At 64.6% G+C, this 18,758-nt stretch carries 19 protein-coding genes and 1 pseudogene; 11 read left to right on the top strand and 9 right to left on the bottom strand.

Features of this window, described 5'->3' with window-relative positions:
* Positions 1-17 precede the first annotated feature (17 nt).
* From ACFQXB_RS18345 to ACFQXB_RS18330, 4 genes are read right to left on the bottom strand one after another with little or no spacing between them, the layout of a single operon-like run.
* Positions 18-848, bottom strand: a complete 831-nt coding sequence (locus ACFQXB_RS18345) for a carbohydrate ABC transporter permease (protein ID WP_377406691.1) — start codon at positions 846-848, stop codon at positions 18-20.
* Positions 845-1,762, bottom strand: coding sequence for a carbohydrate ABC transporter permease (locus tag ACFQXB_RS18340; protein WP_377406690.1), 918 nt, complete (start codon positions 1,760-1,762; stop codon positions 845-847). The genes ACFQXB_RS18345 and ACFQXB_RS18340 overlap by 4 nt, the downstream gene beginning before the upstream one ends.
* 38 nt (positions 1,763-1,800) lie before the next feature.
* Complete coding sequence (locus ACFQXB_RS18335) at positions 1,801-3,111, bottom strand: ABC transporter substrate-binding protein (protein WP_377406689.1); 1,311 nt, start codon at positions 3,109-3,111, stop codon at positions 1,801-1,803.
* Positions 3,112-3,138: 27 nt separating this feature from the next.
* Entirely contained in the window at positions 3,139-4,665 is a 1,527-nt protein-coding gene (locus tag ACFQXB_RS18330) for a sulfatase (protein ID WP_377406688.1), read from the bottom strand.
* Positions 4,666-4,768: 103 nt separating this feature from the next.
* On the opposite strand from ACFQXB_RS18330, the gene ACFQXB_RS18325 reads away from it, so the two are divergent.
* Both ACFQXB_RS18325 and ACFQXB_RS18320 read left to right on the top strand, forming a co-directional pair.
* Positions 4,769-5,695, top strand: coding sequence for a LysR substrate-binding domain-containing protein (locus ACFQXB_RS18325; protein ID WP_377406687.1), 927 nt, complete (start codon positions 4,769-4,771; stop codon positions 5,693-5,695).
* Positions 5,696-5,742: 47 nt separating this feature from the next.
* A pseudogene (locus tag ACFQXB_RS18320) lies at positions 5,743-5,868 on the top strand (transposase domain-containing protein); the annotation flags it as partial.
* Positions 5,869-5,914: 46 nt separating this feature from the next.
* Here the strand turns inward: ACFQXB_RS18320 and scpB are convergent.
* On the bottom strand, positions 5,915-6,523 hold the full coding sequence (scpB, locus tag ACFQXB_RS18315) for an SMC-Scp complex subunit ScpB (protein WP_377406686.1): 609 nt from the start codon (positions 6,521-6,523) through the stop codon (positions 5,915-5,917).
* 2 nt (positions 6,524-6,525) lie between these two features.
* Entirely contained in the window at positions 6,526-7,389 is an 864-nt protein-coding gene (locus ACFQXB_RS18310) for a DUF1403 family protein (RefSeq protein ID WP_377406729.1), read from the bottom strand.
* A 165-nt stretch (positions 7,390-7,554) separates the two neighbouring features.
* Here ACFQXB_RS18310 and ACFQXB_RS18305 point away from each other — a divergent pair, with 165 nt between their 5' ends.
* Both ACFQXB_RS18305 and ACFQXB_RS18300 read left to right on the top strand, forming a co-directional pair.
* Positions 7,555-8,670: a tyrosine-type recombinase/integrase gene (locus tag ACFQXB_RS18305; protein WP_377406685.1), complete on the top strand. Its 1,116-nt coding sequence runs from the start codon at positions 7,555-7,557 to the stop codon at positions 8,668-8,670.
* Positions 8,671-8,986: 316 nt separating this feature from the next.
* Positions 8,987-9,433 carry a TA system VapC family ribonuclease toxin gene (locus tag ACFQXB_RS18300; protein WP_377406684.1) on the top strand — a complete coding sequence of 149 codons (447 nt, stop codon included), beginning with the start codon at positions 8,987-8,989 and terminating at the stop codon, positions 9,431-9,433.
* An 80-nt stretch (positions 9,434-9,513) separates the two neighbouring features.
* Here ACFQXB_RS18300 and ACFQXB_RS18295 read toward each other — a convergent pair whose 3' ends face one another.
* Complete coding sequence (locus ACFQXB_RS18295) at positions 9,514-9,855, bottom strand: hypothetical protein (RefSeq protein ID WP_377406682.1); 342 nt, start codon at positions 9,853-9,855, stop codon at positions 9,514-9,516.
* 81 nt (positions 9,856-9,936) lie between these two features.
* On the opposite strand from ACFQXB_RS18295, the gene ACFQXB_RS18290 reads away from it, so the two are divergent.
* Positions 9,937-10,821 carry a recombinase family protein gene (locus tag ACFQXB_RS18290; protein ID WP_377406680.1) on the top strand — a complete coding sequence of 295 codons (885 nt, stop codon included), beginning with the start codon at positions 9,937-9,939 and terminating at the stop codon, positions 10,819-10,821.
* A gap of 63 nt (positions 10,822-10,884) precedes the next feature.
* Here ACFQXB_RS18290 and ACFQXB_RS18285 read toward each other — a convergent pair whose 3' ends face one another.
* Positions 10,885-11,295: a PIN domain-containing protein gene (locus tag ACFQXB_RS18285; RefSeq protein ID WP_078530595.1), complete on the bottom strand. Its 411-nt coding sequence runs from the start codon at positions 11,293-11,295 to the stop codon at positions 10,885-10,887.
* Complete coding sequence (locus ACFQXB_RS18280; protein ID WP_018065893.1) at positions 11,285-11,512, bottom strand: AbrB/MazE/SpoVT family DNA-binding domain-containing protein; 228 nt, start codon at positions 11,510-11,512, stop codon at positions 11,285-11,287. The genes ACFQXB_RS18285 and ACFQXB_RS18280 overlap by 11 nt, the downstream gene beginning before the upstream one ends.
* 209 nt (positions 11,513-11,721) lie before the next feature.
* Here ACFQXB_RS18280 and repA point away from each other — a divergent pair, with 209 nt between their 5' ends.
* The 6 genes from repA to ACFQXB_RS18250 all read left to right on the top strand — a co-directional run bounded on the left by repA (position 11,722) and on the right by ACFQXB_RS18250 (position 18,736).
* Positions 11,722-12,915 carry a plasmid partitioning protein RepA gene (repA, locus tag ACFQXB_RS18275; RefSeq protein ID WP_010400282.1) on the top strand — a complete coding sequence of 398 codons (1,194 nt, stop codon included), beginning with the start codon at positions 11,722-11,724 and terminating at the stop codon, positions 12,913-12,915.
* On the top strand, positions 12,899-13,831 hold the full coding sequence (gene repB, locus ACFQXB_RS18270; protein WP_024845490.1) for a plasmid partitioning protein RepB: 933 nt from the start codon (positions 12,899-12,901) through the stop codon (positions 13,829-13,831). Before repA ends, repB begins: the two co-directional genes overlap by 17 nt.
* A gap of 212 nt (positions 13,832-14,043) precedes the next feature.
* Complete coding sequence (repC, locus tag ACFQXB_RS18265) at positions 14,044-15,255, top strand: plasmid replication protein RepC (RefSeq protein ID WP_377406728.1); 1,212 nt, start codon at positions 14,044-14,046, stop codon at positions 15,253-15,255.
* A gap of 169 nt (positions 15,256-15,424) precedes the next feature.
* Positions 15,425-17,596, top strand: a complete 2,172-nt coding sequence (locus ACFQXB_RS18260; RefSeq protein ID WP_377406676.1) for a ParB/RepB/Spo0J family partition protein — start codon at positions 15,425-15,427, stop codon at positions 17,594-17,596.
* A gap of 100 nt (positions 17,597-17,696) precedes the next feature.
* A complete protein-coding gene (locus ACFQXB_RS18255; RefSeq protein ID WP_377406674.1) occupies positions 17,697-18,170 on the top strand; it encodes a hypothetical protein in 474 nt (157 codons plus the stop codon).
* Positions 18,171-18,559: 389 nt separating this feature from the next.
* Positions 18,560-18,736, top strand: coding sequence for a hypothetical protein (locus ACFQXB_RS18250; protein WP_377406672.1), 177 nt, complete (start codon positions 18,560-18,562; stop codon positions 18,734-18,736).
* The last annotated feature ends 22 nt before the right edge of the window (positions 18,737-18,758 follow it).

Here is an 18,758-nt window from a genome sequence, read left to right as displayed (position 1 = left end):
TCCTTCGGGGCGCCGGGCTATTTCACCGCGCCGGCCAGCAGGCCGCGGACGATGAAGCGCTGCCCGACGAGGATCAGCACAATTGCGGGGACGATCGACAGCAGCGTTCCCGCCGCCATCTCGCCGTAGCGGATGTCGTATTCCTGCGCGAAGGTCGAGATCGCGACCGGCGCGGTCATGGTCCGCGGCGAGGTCAGCGCCAGCGCGATGGCGAAATCGCTCCAGGAAAAGATGAAGATCAGCGCGGTGGCTGCGATCATCCCGCCGCGCACCAGCGGAAAGGCGATGCGCCAGAAGGTCTGGGCATGGGTGCAGCCGTCCATCCGGGCCGCCTGGAACAGCTCGTTCGGCAGCGCGGACATGAAGCTGAGCATCAAAAACAGCCCCATCGGCAGGTTGTGGACGACATGGGTCAGGATCACCGCGAGATAGGTGCCGTGCAGCCCCGCCGCCGCCCACATCACATACCACGAGCCGACGAAGGTCAGCGTCGGCAGCATCTGGAACAGGATCGCCCAGCCCAGCACCGCCCAGCGGATCCAGCCCGGCACCCGCAGCCGGTCGAGCGTGAAGGCCGCCATGGTGGCAAGCACGATGACGATCGCGGTCGAGACCACCGCCACCACCGCGCTGTTCCACAGGTTCCACAGGAAATGCGACTGGCGCGAGAACAAGAGTTCCCGGAAGTTGTCGAGCGTCGGCGTCGCCAGCACCTGGCCGGTGATGATGGCGATCTTGTATTTGAAGGCGTTCGACAGCACCCAGAGCGTGGGCAGCACGATCAGCGCCGCATAGGACCACACCACGGCGCTGGCGCCGATCCGGCCTGCCTGTCTGCGCAATTTCATGCCGCATCCCTCCGCCGCCGCGCCAGCAGCCCCCGCGCCAGGATCACCAGAAGCGCGACCGCAAACAGCGTCACCACCGACATGGCCGAGCCGTAGCCCACCTGATCCTGGCGGAAGAAGGTGCGGTAGATCGAGAAGTTGATGACCTCGGTCGAGGTGCCGGGTCCGCCCGATGTCAGCAGATAGACCTCGTCGAAGACCTTGAACGACAGGATGATGCGAAACAGCGCGGTGATCGCGATGGTCGGCATCATCAGCGGCAGGATGATGTGGCGCACCTCCTGCCAGAAGCCGCGCACATCCATCCGCGCGGCCTCGAGCACCTCGCCGTCCAGCGACTCGAGCCCCGCCAGCATCAGCAGGAAGACGAAGGGCGTCCAGTGCCAGACATCGACGAACATCACCGCCGCCAGCGCCACATCGGGGTTGCCCAGCCAGTCCACCGCCGGCAGTCCCAGCGCGGACAGCACCGCGTTGGCCAGCCCGAACTCGCGCCCCAGGATCAGCCGCCACATGGTGCCGATGACGATCGGCGGGATCACGATCGGCAAGAGGAAGATGCCGGTCAGCACCGTGCGCCCCGCCGCGCCCGCGCGGTTCACCGCCAGGGCCATGGCAAAACCCAGCACCATCTGGCAGACCACCACGGTCACGGCGAAGATCACCGTGTTGCGCACCCCGGCCCAATAGACCGTCTCCTGGGTGAACAGCCGGCGGTAGTTGTCGAGGCCGAGATAGTGGAACTGCGCCGCCCCCTCGCTCCACTTCACGTCGAAGAGGCTGAGCCCCAGCAGGTTCAGCACCGGAAATCCCGAAAGCAGCACGAAGAAGGCCGCCACCGGCCCGAGCGACAGCCAGAGCCAGCGGCGATCCGCCGCGCGCCCCCGCCCCGCCCCAGTCTGTGCCTGTCCCATCGCCCTGCCTCCGGGATGTCCGCGCCGCCCGTGCCCGATCAGAGATCGGGGCCGCGGGTGACCTTGTAGCCGTTGCGTTCGAGGATCGCAGCCAGATCCGCCGCCGCCGCGTTCAGCGCCGCCGCAGGCGCAAGCTCGCCGATCACCGCGCGGTTCAGGTGCAGCGCCATCGCGTCCGAAGCCTCGGCCGCGGCGGCAAAGGGCAGGCCCATCACCGCGTGCGACGCGTTCTGCGAATAGGCGTCGATGAAGCGGAAGGCGCTGTCCGAGCCGAGCTCGGACGAGGCGAGGTCGCCGCGCACCGGCACCCCGCCGGCCTTGACATAGGCGATCTGCACCTCGCGCGACTGGAACCAGTCGAGGAAGGCCAGCGCCGCCTGCTGGCGTTCGGCCGGCACGTTCTTCGGGATGCCCGTGACCCAGTGCCCGGCCGAGGAGGCCACAGTTCCGTCCGGGCCGGCCGGAAGCAGCGCCGCCGACATCTTGCCCACCACGAGCGAATCCTTGGGGTTCTCCAGCGACCCCCAGGCGGCGATCACCGCGATCGCCTGCGCCGCGCGGCCCGCCGACAGAAGCTGGATCAGCTCGCCCTGGGCGATGGCGCCGGGGTTCGGCGGGGCGGAATCGGGGCCCGCCAGCGCCAGATAGGTCTCGAGCGCGGCAAGGCCGGCGGCGCTGTTCAGCATGACCTCCGCCTCGCCCGCGCCGGTGATGCGGAAGAAGGCGCCGCCCTGGCTGAACAGGTAGGGGGTGAAGTTGTAGACGATCGAATCCCGCGCCGCCCGCGGCACGAAGCCGTAAAGGTCGGTCTTATCGGTGATGGTGCGGGCATTGGCCAGAAGCTCGGGCCAGGTCGTCGGCACCTTCAGGCCGAGCTGGTCATAGACTTCCTGGTTGTAATAGAGCACCTGGACGTTGCCGTTGACCGGCACCCCCATCAGCGCACCCCCCTCGGCGAAGGAGCCCGTGGCGGCATCCCAGTTGGTGGTCATGCCGTAGGTCAGCACCCCGTCCTGCAACCCGTAGCCCGGCCGCAGCGTGTCGAGCGGCGCGAGGAAGCCGCCGGCATAGATCTCGGCCAGCCACAGCGAGTTGATGTTGACCAGATCATAGGTGCCGGTGCTGTCGCGGACCGAATTGCGGATCTTTTCCAGAAGCCCGCCGAAGGGCGTCACGTCGAGCGTCACGACATTGCCCGTCTCCGCCTCGTAGCGATCGACCATCGCCACGAAGGCGTTGAGCCAGGGCGACTGGTTGATCGCCATGGTGATGTCAGGCTGGTCCTTGGCGGCAGCCGCACCGCCGGCCAGGGCAAGCGCCGCCGCGCCTGCCATCAGGAACTTCATCATCTTGCCTCTCCTCCCCTGGGTTTCGTGTCAGTCATGCCCGCGCGGGGCCTCCAGCCCCATCCAGGCGAAATATTCCGGCGGCGCGTCATGCGCGCGCAGAATGCGCAGGATCTCGGCCGAAAGCCGGGCCTCCACCGCCGCATCGCGGATCGGGTGCAACTGATGCGGATCGGTCGCGTTGTGATAGACCGCCGATTCGAAGGCGGCAAACTTCGTCCCGTCCAGCCCCGGCGGGCGGCGCGCCTCGTTCAGCGCGTCGTAGCGGATCAGCTTCTGGCCCTTGGTGAAGTCGAAGGGGCCGGCCATCCGGCCCGTGGCCAGTTCCTTGAGCGTGAAGAAGCCGGTCATGTGGGTGGGGATCAGCGTGTATTCCCCCAGCCGCTCGTCGAAGAGGTCGGCGGGATAGCGGAAGTAGCTGTATTCGCCGTCGGTGACGCCGACCGGCCCGCCGAACATCCCGAAGGCTAGCGCCGAGGGCCCCGGCGCGCCCTCGATCAGCGGCAGGATCGACCGGCCCGTGACCTCTGCCGGGACCGGCTGGCCGAAGATTTCCAGGAAGGTCGGCATCAGGTCTGTGGTCTGGGTCAGCGCTGCCACCCGCTGCCCGGCCCGCCCGGCATGGCCGGGGTGGTGCAGGATCAGCGGGATATGCGAGATCTCCTCGTAATAGGGCGTCAGGTTCTTGCCCCACCAGTCGTGCTCGGCCAGCAGGAAGCCGTGATCGGTGGTCAGCACCAGGCAGGTGTCGCGCCACAGGTCGTGTTCGTCGAAATAATCCAGCAGCTTGCCGAACCAGGCGTCGCACATCGCCACCAGCGCGGCATAATTGGCGCGGATCTCGGCGATCTCCTCGGCGCTTTCCTTCACGGGGGCGTATTTCGGCCAGTCGAGGATCGGGCCGTTGTAGCCGGTGCGGTAGGGCTCGCGGTATTTCTCGGGCGCGAAGAAGGGCTCGTGCGGGTCGAAACATTCCAGTTGCAGGAACCAGTTGTCGGCATCCCGGTTGTCGTCGAGGAAGGCGAAGGCGCGGGCAAAGCAGGCGGGGCCGGGGAAATCCTCCTCCAGCCGGATCTTCTCGCGGTTGATCTGGTGCTGGCGGCGCTTGGGTTCGGTCGGCACGTTGTAGTGCTTGTCCGAATACATCGCCTTGAAGCGGTCGAGCGGCGGCTCGACCATGGCGATCCAGGGGTCGTATTCCTGCCCGCGGATGAATTCCCAGGTCTTGTAGCGGCTGTGATAGGTCGCGCCGCCGTCCTCGAAATAGTGGAAATGGTCCGAGATCAGGTGGCTGTGCACGCCCGCTTGGCGCAGCAGGTCGGGCATCGAGTTGTCGAAAGGTTCGAGCGGGCCCCATGAGCGGTGCATGAAGTTCAGCCGCCCGGTGTGCATGTCGCGCCGGGCCGGCATGCAGGGCAGCGAGCCGACGTAGTGGTTGTCGAAGGTCACCGCGCGGGCGGCGAAGCGGTCGAAGTTCGGCGTGGCGATACCCGTGCCGCCATAGCAGCCGAGCGCATGGCGGTTGAGCGAATCGAACAGGACAAAGACCGCGCGCATCGGATGGGTGCCTTTCGGGTAGCTTCAGTCCGTCATGCTAGACACCCTCGACCGCAACAGGTAATACTGTTTTCGATCAGTGATATGAACGGAAGTTATCGCAATGGATCAGGTCTGGCGCCTGCGGCACTTTCTGGCCGCCGCTGAGCTGGGCAGCCTTCAGGCGGCCGCGCGGCAGCTCAACACCAGCCAGCCCGCGCTGACCAAGTCGCTGCGCGAACTGGAAAACTTCCTGGGATCTGCGCTGTTCGAGCGTTCCTCGCGCGGTGTGGTGCTGACCCAGGCCGGACAGGTGCTGCTGTCCCGGGCGCGCGAGATCGAGGCGCAGTGGGACGGCGCGCTGATCGACCTGAACGCCACCCGCGACGGCGCCCGCGGCGAGTTGCACATCGGTGTGGGGCCGACCTACGAGGCCGCCTTCATGCCGCGCGTGCTGTCGGTGCTGTCCGGCGAATTTCCCAACCTGCGCCTGACGGTGCGCACCGGTGTCGGCTCGGTCCTGCTGCCGAAGCTGGTTCTGGGCGAGATCGGGCTTTATATCGGCGGGCTGCGCAGCGCGACGGACAAGCCGCTGGAGGGCCTGGCCGAAATCCCGCTCTACGAACAGCTCAACCGGATCGTCGCCGCCGCGGACGATCCGCTGGCCGCCTGCCCGCAGGTGCCGGTCGCCGCGCTGGCGGGGCGCGCCTGGGTTCAGTTGAGCTACGACACGATGGCCCTCGACCATCTGGACCGCATGTTCGCCGCGGCCGGCGTCGCCCCGCCGCGGAGCACGGTGGCCACGCATTCGCTGTCACTTGCGCTGGATCTGGTCCGCAACGAGGGCTTCCTGACCAGCCTGCCCGAGCCGCTTCTTCACCCGCGCCTCGCCTCGGGTCTGAGCGCGCTGCAAGTGCCCGGCTACCACTGGTCGATCATGACGGGGATCACCTACCGCAATTCGATCCGTGCCTCCCGTCCCTTCCTTCGTCTTGCGGAAATTCTGGTTGCGGCTGTTCGTGGATACGGGCTGGCGGGAAAGGGCAATTGAGATCCCAGGGTCAGGCCCCCTTGTTGCTGGCCCATGCTCGCCGCAAGCTGATCGAGACCTGCAAGATGAACGTCGTCGATCCCCACGCCTGGCTGTCAGCCACGCTCTCCGCCATCGTCCGGGGCCACAAGCAGAGCCGGATCGACGATCTCCTCCCCTGGAATTGCGCTTAAAGCGGTGTGATCGGCACACCGCTTGCAGCTCATCTCAAGCTGCCTTTTACACGTCATGGGCTTGCGAAGATCCTGCAAGGCCGGCATCGGCGAGTTGCTCAGGATCGGGCAGGTCGCGCAGGGATGTCATCCCGAAGGCGGCGAGAAAGGCATCGGTGGTGACGAAGGTATAGGGCGCGCCGCGTCGCGGCTCACGGGGGCCGGTGCCGATCAGCTCGCGCTCGGCCAGTCGCCCGATCAGGTCACGGCTGATCTCACGCCCGAAGATCTCCTTCAACCCATCGCGGCTGATCGGCTGGTGGAAGGCAATCGCCGCCAGCACGGCGAGGTCGAACTCTGACAGGTTCAGGGCCTGTCCGTCCACATCCGCCGCCGCGCGGATCGCGGGTGCATAGGCAGATCTGGTCCGCAGCATCCACCCGGCACCCACCTGCGCCACATCATAGGGGCGGCCCTCCAGATCGACGGCCAGATCCTCGATCAGGAGATCGACCGAGGCCCCCTGCCCCACCACTCGCGCCAGATCGTCTCGCGCCACCGGGGTGCCGCTGGCAAACAGCACCGCCTCGATCCGGCGCATCCATTCCCGCCAGCGCAGATCGGGCGGCAGGTCTGCCAGTTCCCGGTCAAGACTGCTGTCTTCGCGCCGCGCCATGGTCAGACCCCATACAGGCGGAAGGTGTCGCGCCCGGTCAGTTCCCGCAGCACACCCAGGTTCACCAGCCGCTCACACAGCCGCCGCGCGGCACGCTCCGAGAGGATTTCCGGCATCGCCCGGGCAAGCGCAACAGGGGTCAAGGCATCCTGCGACAGGATCATTTCCACCGCCCGCACGGCCCCTTTGGCCCGCAGCTTCGGCACCGCACCGCGCAGCCGTGCTGCCGCCCGCGCCAGCGTGTTCGCCAGGGGTAGCGCCTGGCCGACCCCCTTTGCCGCGGAACGGTGGCAGGCAAGGCGCAGGTCGTCGCCCCGCTGGCGAAGGTCGCGCGCCGTCATCACCGGACCCAGAAGCGGCAGCAGATGATCCCGCCCCAAGGCCTGCGACAGCACCGCATCCGCAAGGATCAGGGCCAGAGTCTCGTCCCGTGGATTGTCGGTTAGAACGGCTTCAAGGACCTGCGCTGCGCGGTCGACCGGGGTTGGTCCGTTGGCATCAAGGCTCAGCGCAATCCGCTCTGGCGCGATACCCTCCAGCGCGCGGCCCAGATTTGTGACCGAGATTGGCCGTGACACTGCGCGCGACCACTGCCGCAAGATGCTTCCTGCAGGACCGGGATCATCGCCCGGCTTGGTCAGAAGCAGGGCATCACGCATCACAGCGGCCCCTTCGCGCCGACCAGAAATTCTTGCAGAAACCTCTGCCGCCGCCAGCGCCTGACGATCACGCCAAAGCGCCTGAGGCACAGGATCATCGGCCGACGCCAGAGTGAGGTGCGCCAACGCGGCCCCTGATTTGAACGTCGCGGCCTCAAGGGTTTCTGCAGGCGTGGCGATGATCCAGTCCGGCAGCGGTGCCAGCATCGGCAAGGGTTTGGATGGCTTGGCGCGGGGACTTCTCATGCGGTCACGCTATTCCACAACGGCGCTTTTGGCTAGCCTTCTGCGCCAGAAGCGCCGCATCTTTCTGAAAGACACAATGTCCAATAAGTTTGCCTTATCGGACATAAAGAAGATATGCTCAGAGGCATGACCGAAACACCCGAGAAATCGCCTTCAAACCCCCCGGAACGTCCCGATCGCCACGAAGGGGACGAGCGAGCTGATAGGGCGCGCGACACGATCGCCCTGCCCGCGCACGTCGCTGGCTCTGGCGCGCTGGACCGTCTCGTAGAAACTGCGCGGGACTATGCGCTTCAAGCGGCGTCGGAGAACACGCGATACGCCTACGCAAAGGACTGGGCCCATTTCGCCCGCTGGTGCCGGATGCGCGGCGCGGACCCCCTGCCCCCGTCGCCCCAGCTGATCGGGCTCTACATCGCCGATCTGGCAGCGCCGGGCGGCAAGGCCCCATCGCAGTCGGCGGCCCGACCCCTCTCGGTCTCCTCAATAGAGCGGCGGCTGTCCGGCCTGACTTGGGGCTACGCGCAGCGCGGCGAGAGACTGGACCGCAAGGACCGCCACATTGCCAGCGTCCTGGCTGGCATCCGCCGAAAGCACGCACGGCCACCGGCACAGAAAGAGGCCATCCTGCCGGAAGACCTGCGAGACATGCTGGCCACCCTGCCCCACGATCTGCGCGGCCTGCGCGACCGCGCCATCCTGCTGATCGGCTTCGCGGGCGGCCTGCGGCGGTCAGAGATTGTGAGCCTTGATCACGGCAAGGACAACACGCCTGACAGTGGCGGCTGGGTGGAAATCCTGGAGAACGGCGTGCTGATTGCCCTGCGCGGCAAGACCGGCTGGCGCGAGGTGGAAATTGCCCGGGGCTCCTCTGATCAGACCTGTCCCGTCCATGCGCTGACGCAATGGCTGCACTTCGCCAGGATCGACTTCGGCCCGATTTTCACGGCCGTCTCGCGCAACGGGCTGAAGGCCACCGCCGAGCGGCTCTCCGACAAGCATGTCGCCCGCCTCATCAAATCCTGCGTCCGCGACGCCGGCCTGCGCCCCGACCTGCCCGAAGCGGAGCGTATCCGCCTCTTCTCGGGCCATTCCCTGCGCGCGGGCCTGGCCAGCAGCGCCGAGGTAGACGAGCGCTATGTCCAAAAGCAACTTGGCCATGCCTCGGCCGAAATGACCCGCCGCTATCAGCGCCGCCGCGACCGCTTCCGCATCAACCTGACCAAGGCAGCGGGGCTTTAGGACTCCTGGCTTCACGAGCCGGCATTCAGCCCTTGATGAACCCGGCCGACGTCCCATATGATGCGTGATGATTGATGCGCAGAGGTGCTCACATGCGAACAACCCTTTCCCTCGACGATGATGTTCTGCTCGCAGCCAAGGCAATCGCGGGTCAACAAGGCCGCAGCCTGGGAGAGGTGGTTTCCGAGCTTGCGCGACGCTCCTTGCAACGGCCTGTCGCAAAAGCCGAACGCAACGGGATTCCCTTGCTCGCATCCCGCCCGGGATCCCCTCCCGTGACCATGGATCTCGTCAACGCTCTGCGGGATGACGCCCCGTGACCTATCTTCTTGACGTAAACGTCCTGATTGCTTTGATCGATCCCGGCCACGTCGCGCATGACGACGCACATGCCTGGTTCTCCGGGAAAGGCAACGCCTCTTGGGCCACCTGCCCGATCACAGAAAACGGCGTCATGCGGATTCTCGGCAACCCGAAGTATCCGAATTCGCCCGGTTCACCCGCGGCCGTTGCCGGGATCGTCGAGCAACTGCGCGTCTTGCCAGGCCACTGCTTCTGGGCCGAAGACGTCAGCCTTGTCGGGTCTGAAGGTGTTGACGCAAGCCGAATCCTGACCTCTGCACAGGTCACGGATACCTACCTTCTGGCACTGGCAAAGCTGCGTGGCGGTGTGCTGGCAACCTTTGATCGCCGTTTGTCCGTGGACGCGGTCAAGAACGGCAGGGCCGCCCTTCATCTGATCCCGGCAGGAAAATCAACCTGAACAAATTGTCGAAGCAAGGGGCGCCATAAATGACAGATGAGCCGGATCGAACTTGGCCATCCAAAGAATTGAGGGAGTGGTCAAACCAGCAGGCCCAGACTGTTCGGGACGCTGCGACAGAAGGCGGTCTTCGATTTCAGGCGTATTTGCCGCCTGCTGTCGCTCTGTGGCTTCTTGATCGGATCGAGCAGGGCCTGTTTCTCGATCCGTCGGAGGCTGTCTTCGTTCTTCTCGATGAGGCTCGGGAGCTGGAGCCACATCTGGATCTGCGACAGGAATTGCTGAAGCGCCGAATTCTGAGCGCAGCCGATGATCCGCGGCCTGGCATCCCTGCCGATGAATTCATGGCCAAGTTTGAAGCCATGCGGAGGATTCCACGACCTGAGCCGGCTGTATGGCTGTCCAAGCAAGAAGTTTAACACTCAGCCTCCGAAAAATCGTAGAAAGTTGTTTGAAAACGGTCGTTTAGTGGTCGTATCCGCAACTGCAAAAGACAGGATTTTATGCCCCTGATTGGCTATGCGCGCGTATCTACCGAGGATCAGACCCCCCTGCCCCAGTCGCAGGCCCTGAAATCCGCGGGCTGCGCCGAGATCCATGAGGAGCAGGCCTCGGGCGGGAGCCGCGCCCGGCCGGTGCTGGCGCGGGTGCTGGAGCGGATCGGCAAGGGCGACACGCTGGTCGTCGTGCGCATCGACCGTCTGGCGCGGTCCCTCTCGCATCTGCTGGAGGTGATCGAGCGGTTGGAGGCCAAGGGTGCCTTTTTCCGCTCGCTGACTGATCCCATCGACACATCCTCGCCGCAGGGCAAGTTCACCCTGCAAGTCCTGGGTGCCGCGGCCGAGTTCGAGCGGGCCCTGATCCGCGAACGGACCAAGGCCGGGCTGGCCAGTGCACGAACCAAAGGCCGGGTTGGCGGCAATCCGGGCCTGCGCGCCCGGGATCCGGCGGCGCTGCGAAAGGTGCGGCTTGCGCGACAGGACGGCTATATGGAGCGGCTCAATGAAACCGCGCAGGACTGGGTGCCGCATGTGCGCCGCCTGCGGCCCGACATGGCGTGGGAGGACGTGCTGCGCATCGTCAACGGCCCCCTGCCCCGCGAGCGCCAATGGACGCAAAGCCGCCTTTTGCGCGCCGTGAATGCCTATGTCCGCGACGGCTTCCTGCCCGAAACGGTGCTGGGCCGCGCCGGGCGGCGCGAGACGGATGATCGCTTGCCCGCCATCGTCGCCGCCATCAAGGGCGCGGATCCGGACATCACGCTTCAGGCGATCTGCAGCCGGCTGGAAGCCATGCGTGAGCGAACACCCCGTGGGCGGACAAGCTGGCAGCCGTCATCCGTGAAGATGCTGCTGGAGCGGGCGGAGAGGTTGGGTCTGCTTGAGTAGCCTAACAACCTTGCGAATCCTCTATGACATGGAAGGATTACAAGACTTTGGCAGACGCCAAGCTCAGAAACTGTCCGCTCGCGCAAAGGGGTTGATGATGCGAAGTTGGCCTTCCACCAGCAAGCCATCTTGCATGTCCTCGCTCCACAGCGTGGTGCAGCCTGCAACCAAAGCGCTGGCCACGATCATCGCGTCGTAGATCGAGAAGCCGTAGCGTTCCGCCAAGGCGCGGCCGACGTCATGGGTCTGAAGGGTCAGGTCTTCGACGGGACACAAGGCGCGCACGCCCTCGAGAAACGCCCCTGCTTCCTCCCAACTCAGGCCAGCCTTGCGGCGACAGTTGACCAGCGTCTCGTTCAGGACTTGAACGCTGATCCGGGGCCCCTGCCCCAGGATGACCTCGGCGCGATCGGCCTTCGGGCCGTCGTCGAGCAGGTAAAGAACGACATTCGTATCCGCGAACTCAGCGCTCATGCGCGTCATCGCGGCTCAGGCGCTCTGCAGCGGGCAGCTTGCCCCGGAACCGGCGCAGACCCGTCAGCACCTCATCCGCGCGCGCCAGACGACGGACTCTGACCTGGCCGTCGTCCTTGACCAGGTCGATCTGATCGCCTTCCTTGAGGCCAAGCTCCCGAACAAGCTCGGCGGGCAGGCGGACGGCAAGCGAGTTGCCCCATTTCGCGACCTGCATTTTGGCCTCCTGCGTGGATATACAATCAGTAATGTATATCACACTAGCTACATGGGCAAGCCTGTCCGCGAGCTTGGGCTACTCTTGTGCGTCACGCAGTGGCTGACACCAGATTTAGAAAGTGCTTGCGCGAATCTGATCCGTCAGGCAATAGTCTCGAAAAATAACGCGCGGTCACATAAAAATCGCGCCCACGGATCGAGCGGGGCATGACCGAGATAGACAAAGACCTGGACGTCGCCATTGGCCACTACGCCGAACTCTTGGCTTCGAACCTGCATGCACAACGTGCAGCGCACTTCCCACCCGATGCGAAGAAGGTGATGCGCAGCTTGACGAGCGGTGAGGCGGCCGAGTTGCTCGGTGTCGATCATACCTACCTTCGCAAACTTCATCGGGAAGGCAAGATCACCGACGTTGAGACGACGGCCGGTAGCCATCGCCGCTACACCCTCGACGATGTCTGGGAGATCAGACAAAGCCTTGAGGCCAACGCCAAGAAGCCGGGAACGTACGTGCCGGGCCGTCGTAAGGGCGACGAGCTGCAAGTCATTTCCGTTGTGAATTTCAAGGGTGGAAGCGGCAAGACCACCACATCAGCGCACCTTGCGCAGAGACTCGCGTTCAAGGGTTATCGTGTGCTGGCCATTGATCTGGATCCGCAGGCGTCGTTGTCCGCCTTGCATGGGATCCAGCCTGAACTGGACCTCATGGAAGGCGGGACGCTGTACGACGCAGTCCGGTATGACGACCCTGTTCCGGTTTCCGAGGTCATCAGGAAGACCTACATCCGTGGCCTGGATCTCATTCCGGGCAATCTCGAGCTCATGGAGTTCGAGCACGAGACCCCGGCCGCGATCCAGCGTGGCGGCGCCCGCGCTTTCTTCGCGAGAGTCCGAGACGCCCTCGACAGCGTCGAAAGTGACTACGATGTCGTCGTGATCGACTGCCCTCCGCAACTGGGCTTCCTGACCATGTCTGCCCTTTCCGCGTCCTCGGGCGTCCTGGTGACGGTCCACCCGCAGATGCTTGACCTCATGTCCATGTCGCAGTTCCTGCGGATGACGGCCGACCTGCTGGGCGTGATCCGCGATGCAGGCGCCAACCTGCGGTTCGATTGGCTCCGGTTCCTGCCGACCCGCTACAAGGTGGGCGACGCCCCGCAAACCGAGGTGATCGCCTTCATCCGCGGGCTCTTCGGGCGTTCGGTGCTGACCAACCACATGGTCGAGTCGACGGCGATATCGGATGCCGGGCTGACCAAGCAGACCTTGTATGAGGCGGACAAGAAGGACTTCACGCGCCAGACCTTCGACCGCGCCATCGAGTCCATGAATGCCGTCAACGACGAGATCGCTGCGATCATCCAAAGCACGTGGGGACGCAATGGCAAGAAAGCCTAAACTGGGACTGCCCTTGCAGACCTTGCGCAATGCCCCCGACGCTCTTGAGGGGCGCAGGCTGCGGGGCGGCGTGTTCGAGATCGAGCCTGACCATGTCGAGACCGTGGGCAGGCTGGATGACCGTCTTCAAATCGAGATTGCGGGGCTGAAGGCATCGATCTCCAGAAGTGGCCAACGGGTGCCGATCCTCGTGCGACCTCTCGAAGGGGATCGCTACAGCCTGATCTACGGGCGGCGTCGGCTTGAAGCCTGCCGGGATCTCGGGATCAAGGTCCGTGCGATCGTCACCGAAATGGACGGGGATCAGGCGCTTCGGGATCAGCTGCTCGAGAACCAAGAACGCCGCGACCTGAGCTTCATCGAACGTGCCTTGGTGGCGGCAGCCTTGCTCAATGGCGATCACCTGGGAGAGGCGGAACGCACCAACAAGGGCGTGGCAGAGGTTCTAGGTCTTACCGAAGCTGGTGTGTCGCAGCTGTTAAGCGTCGTCCGCGCGGTTGGCGAGAGCCTCGTCCTAGCGATAGGTGCTGCGCCAGGTATCGGCCGGCCTCGTTGGGAGGAACTCAAGAAGTCACTGGGCGATGCATCTGTGGACCGCGAGAACCTCGCTGCAGTAGCGGCAGAGACCAGGTCCTCTCACTCCGGTGGACCTGACGAAAAGTCGGACGCCGCGTTCCTGGCCGTCCTCGCCGCAGTGGTGCAGGCAGAGCGGCCGACCCGCCCATCAAGCCCCCGAGGGGCACCTAGTGTGGCCATTCCGGGTGTCGGGGCTGCAACCATCGCGACAGGGCGCCGCGGCCGACAGTTCAAGCTCGAGCTGAAGGCCGAGGACAGAGATTTTGTCAGCTGGCTTGAGGGCAAGGCCCCGCAGCTGATCGCCGAGCTTCACGAGCGCTGGAAGCGCAAGGAAGACTGAGGAAGAGCAACAACCAAAAAGGAGGCACGAGACAGGCAGAAAAGAAAAAGGCCCCGAGAAGCAAGCTTCACGAGACCTTTCTTAGGTTTCGCACGGGACCAGCCCGCTACAAAACTCAGTTTTCGCACCTCTGAATGTAGCGATCTGGCCCCTTTCCCGCAAGCGCAAAGCGATTCGCGGGCCAGGGAAATTTTGCCTTCGTGAATGACATCATGGAGTACACACCGATTTCGCCGTTTATGCGGCCGATCTCGCACGCCCATCTGCGCGTGGTCGAGCGGCCTGAGGTATCTGTTCCGGGTAAGCCCATCAACAAGTGGGAACTCCTGCGCGAACTATCCAAGGCGCAAGCGGCCTTTGGGGTCACAGAACGTGATTTGACGGTCATGCAGGGTCTTCTCAGCTTCTTCCCGGACGATGCGCTTGGCGGGAACGCTGAAATGGTCGTCTTCCCGTCCAACAAGGCGATCTGCGAGCGGCTGAATGGCATGCCCTGCTCCACCATGCGCAGGCACATTGCCCGCCTGGTGGACGCTGGCTTGCTCATGCGCCGCGATAGCCCCAACGGGAAGAGGTATGTCCGCAAGCATGGCGAAGAGCGCGTGGCTTTCGGCTTCGATCTCTCGCCACTCTACTGCCGGTCCGAAGAGGTGGCACGGGCCGCAGAGGCCGTGCGTGAGGCCGAGGACCGTGTGCGGCGACTGCGGGAGGTCGTGAGCCTGATGCGGCGCGATCTCGCTGCCCTCGCGGAGTTTGGAGAGGAGATCCAGCCCGGCCTTGGCCTGTGGGATCAGTTTCGCGACAAGGCTGTCCTCACAGCGCGCGCCCTGCGCCGCAAGCTCACGCTTGAGGAGCTCTCCGCATATCGGACCGACCTTGAAGCCCTTCTCGATCGCGCACGCAACGTCATTGATGGCCCTGAAACAGAAGAAATGAACACCAATGATGCCAGTTTTGAGCGCCACCATCATAATTCAAACAAAGAATCTATAGATCTTGAGCCTGCCTTAGAAAAAGGCGAGGCGGCGGCCGCCGCGCCAGATGTTGAAACGGATGCACCTGGTGCTGACGTGGAAGAAGCGGACATAAGACGCGTGCCAAAGATCCCGCTCCATCTGGTGATCGCTGGCTGCCCGTCGCTCAAAACCTTTTACCAAGGCGACATCCGCCATTGGCATCAGCTTTTCGACGCGGCTTGCCATGTACGGCCCGCCATGGGGATCAGCGCGTCCGCTTGGGAAGAAGCGCAACGGTTCATGGGCCCCGAGCAGGCATCGATCGTTGTCGTCGCTATGCTGGAACGCTTTGCGGACATCCGGTCGCCCGGTGGCTACCTCCGTGCGCTGACATCCAAGGCAGCGGCGGGCGAGTTCTCCTGTGGGCCGATGGTCATGGCGCTGATGTCCCGGCGAAATGCTGCATAACAGCTGTTAAGTCTCTTGGAGCGATCATCAAGTTCGGCGCGACTTTACAGCTGTTAAGTCACGCGGCGATGCGTCGGTAGCAGAAGAGAGGAAAAGGTTGGTGGTTGGAGGGGTGACGGGAAGTGAGATCGGGAGAGTGGCTCCTGGCGCCCGTCGCGGAGAAGATCTGATGGCGAAACTTGCCCAGAAAGTCACCCTGTCCCCATCGCGGGACATCCCCTTCGACAAGCTCGTGCTGAGCCAATCCAACGTACGGCGGATCAAGGCGGGCGTCTCGGTCGAGGAACTGGCTGAGGACATCGCACGGCGAGGTCTACTGCAGGGTCTGAACGTCCGGCCCGTGGTTGATGCTGATGGGGTCGAGACCGGCATGTTCGAAATCCCGGCCGGTGGGCGTCGCTTCCAGGCGCTGTCGCTGCTTGTGAAGCAGAAGCGACTGGCGAAGGCCGCGCCGATCCCCTGCATCGTGCGGGATGCGGCGTCGGAGATCCTCGCCGAGGATGACTCGCTGGCCGAGAACATGCAGCGCGTTGCCCTGCATCCCCTGGATCAGTTCCGCGCCTTCGTGGCTTTGCGCGAGAAAGGTCAGGGCGAGGAAGCGATTGCGGCGGCCTTCTTCGTCACGCCGCAGATCGTGAAGCAGCGCCTGAAACTTGCATCCGTGGCCCCTGCCCTGCTCGAGGTCTATGCCGAGGATGGCATGACGCTGGAACAGCTGATGGCCTTCACCGTGAACCCCGATCATGCGCGTCAGGCGCAGGTCTGGGAGGCTGTGAAGAACTCGTGGAACAAGGAGCCCTATGCCATCCGGCGCATGCTGACCGAGACCTCGGTCCGGGCGTCTGATCGTCGCGCGGTCTTTGTCGGTGTCGATGCCTATGAGGCGGCAGGCGGTATCGTGCTGCGCGATCTCTTCCAGGGCGATGACGGCGGCTGGCTCGAGGACCCTGCCCTTCTGGACCGGTTGGTGGCCGAGAAGCTTCAGGCTGAAGCCGAGGCTCTGGGATCCGAAGGCTGGAAGTGGATCGAAGTGGCGACCGACCTGCCCTATGGCTACAGCCACGGTCTACGGCGTCTGGCCGGTGATCCCGCCCCGATGACCGACGAGGAAAGCGCGACCCACGCGACGCTCCTCACGGAGTATCGGGCACTGGAGGAGGAATACTCCGGCCAAGACGAATACCCCGAGGAGATCGATGCGCGGCTTGGTCGGCTGGAAATGGCGATGGAAGCGCTCGAGCAGCGGCCGCTGATCTACGATGAGGCCGAGGTCGCGCGCGCGGGTGTCTTCGTGACGCTGGATCGGGACGGCGGCCTTGTGGTGTATCGTGGCTATGTCCGGCCCGAGGATGAGCCGCGCGAGGAGACCGCGGTCCAGGATGGTGATGGTGCGGATGCTATGGGGCAGGGGGATGATGTCGGTGTTTCCAGCTGGAAGCCATCGGCGACCTCTACAGGGGGCACCGTCATCACCTCGGGTGGCCAGCCGATCGGCGCGGACGGTTCGGAGGAGGAAGATGACGGCGCGCTAAAGCCTCTGCCCGAACGGCTGGTCATGGAACTGACTGCCCACCGAACCCTGGCGCTGCGCGAGGCCGTCGGGCGTTCGCCCGACGTTGCGCTCACGCTTCTCCTCTTGAAGCTGGTGACGGATACCTTCCGTACCTCCTCGGCCTCGGGCAGCTGTCTCGAAGCCTCCGTGCGGCATGTCTACATGTCGGCGCAGGCGCCCGATCTCAAGGACAGCGTCGTCGCAAAGCTGGTCGATGAGCGTCACGCGGCGTGGGAGGCCGATCTGCCCCTCGGCGATGATACCGCGCTCTGGGATTATCTGACGGCGCTCGATCAGGGCAGCCGTTTGGCGCTCCTGGCGCACTGCCTCAGCTTCGGCATCAACGCGCTCCATGAGAAGGTGAACCCCTATGGTGCGGGCATCTCCGCCAGCGGCCTGACCCGCCGCATGGCCCATGCTGATTTCGTGGCGCGAGCTGTCGATCTCGACATGGTCGAAGCGGGCTGGGAGCCGACAGTTGATGGCTACCTCAACCGTGTGCCCAAAGCCCGGATCCTCGAGGCCGTGCGCGAGGCGAAGGGGGAGGGGACTGCGCAGCTCCTCGATCACCTGAAGAAGGGCGAGATGGCCACGGAAGCCGAGCGGCTCCTCAAGGGAAGCGGCTGGTTGCCCGAGGTCCTGCGCCGGGCCGATCTGGCGGCAGGCGACGGCGAGCCGATCGTAGCAGGGCAGGGGGAGGACGCGGGCGAGCCCGAACATGTCGATCTCCCGGCTTTCCTGACGGCTGATCTGCCCGACGGCAATGCGTCGATGATGGCCGCAGAGTGATCTGAGCCATCTGGGGGCGGGGAATCCCGCCCCTCATTCCAACAAAATACAGTAATATCAATATGATGAATGCGAACGCTCGCATTCGGGATGAGGAATCATGTCTGCAACAACCATCATCGACACAGCCCCCCTCGGGGCGCTTATCCGCTACACCGACGGCAGTCCCAAGCCGCCGGCACGTTTCTCCAAGAAGCTGGCGGCTTGGGAGCGTTCGAACGGCGTCGGCCGTCTTGTGAAGAAGGAGCCGCCCCGGGTCTATCCGACCTGGACGGCCCCGGCCTCCTTCACGCTGCATGAAGGGAACTTCTCCTCGGACGGGGTCATCCTCGTCACCATCATGCGCAGCCATTCAGCGGACAGCCGGTTGGTCTTCGAGGTCGCCGAGGAACCACAGCTGGGGCAGGTCCGCGTGCTTCTGGACTTTGGTGGCAACACCGAACTCCTGCATCTGGCGGAATCGATCACCGCGGCCGAGCTCTGGATCGCACGGGAGGGCTACCGAAACGCGCGGCTCGAGATCGTCGGTGCCGAGGACGGCGATAGGGCAGGGGACGCAGACCTGGCCGCCTGAGCCCTGACAATGCGTGAGGGGCCTTCCGAAAGGCGGGCCTCTCACCGACCAGACCCTCGTCCCGCGAAATCGCGGGGCGCCAAAGGATCCATCCCCCAATACGGAGGTCTTCGACCAAGAGCATGGCCCGGGAGGCTGGCGGCGTTCAAAGCATCAGCAGGACAATCGGCTCCTGACGTTGGGGCACCATCCCCCGCTCGCCATTCCCTTCCTTGCCCCGAATCCCGTCTTCGAGATCAACCCGCGAGGGGTCGGACTACGGGCAAGCCCGTGCCGCCGGGTGGATTCGGGCGAGCCGAACGCACCCGGTGATGTCAGCCAGTCTTCGGGCCTGCGGGGTCCTGTCGCGCGGGGGATGGTCCCCCGCCTCCAAGACAGGAGCCAAACAGATGTCCCGCAAAGATGCACACGCTTTCGCCGCCTCCCTCGCCGCCACGCTCATGGTCTCGATCGTCGTCTTCCAGGCCGGGGATGGAACCTTCGGTGCCGTCCCCGCCGATGAAATCGACGGCGACGAGGTCGTGATCGTCTCGGAGTATGACCCGTTCCAGAATATGGCCCGCTGAGGGCCATGACGCCTGCAAGCCC

The organism is Halodurantibacterium daqingense, from assembly GCF_042666235.1.
GTDB classification, from domain to species: domain Bacteria; phylum Pseudomonadota; class Alphaproteobacteria; order Rhodobacterales; family Rhodobacteraceae; genus Halodurantibacterium; species Halodurantibacterium daqingensis.
The sequence above is the reverse complement of the archived record's forward strand: the minus strand, read 5'-3'. Positions and strand labels throughout refer to the sequence as shown.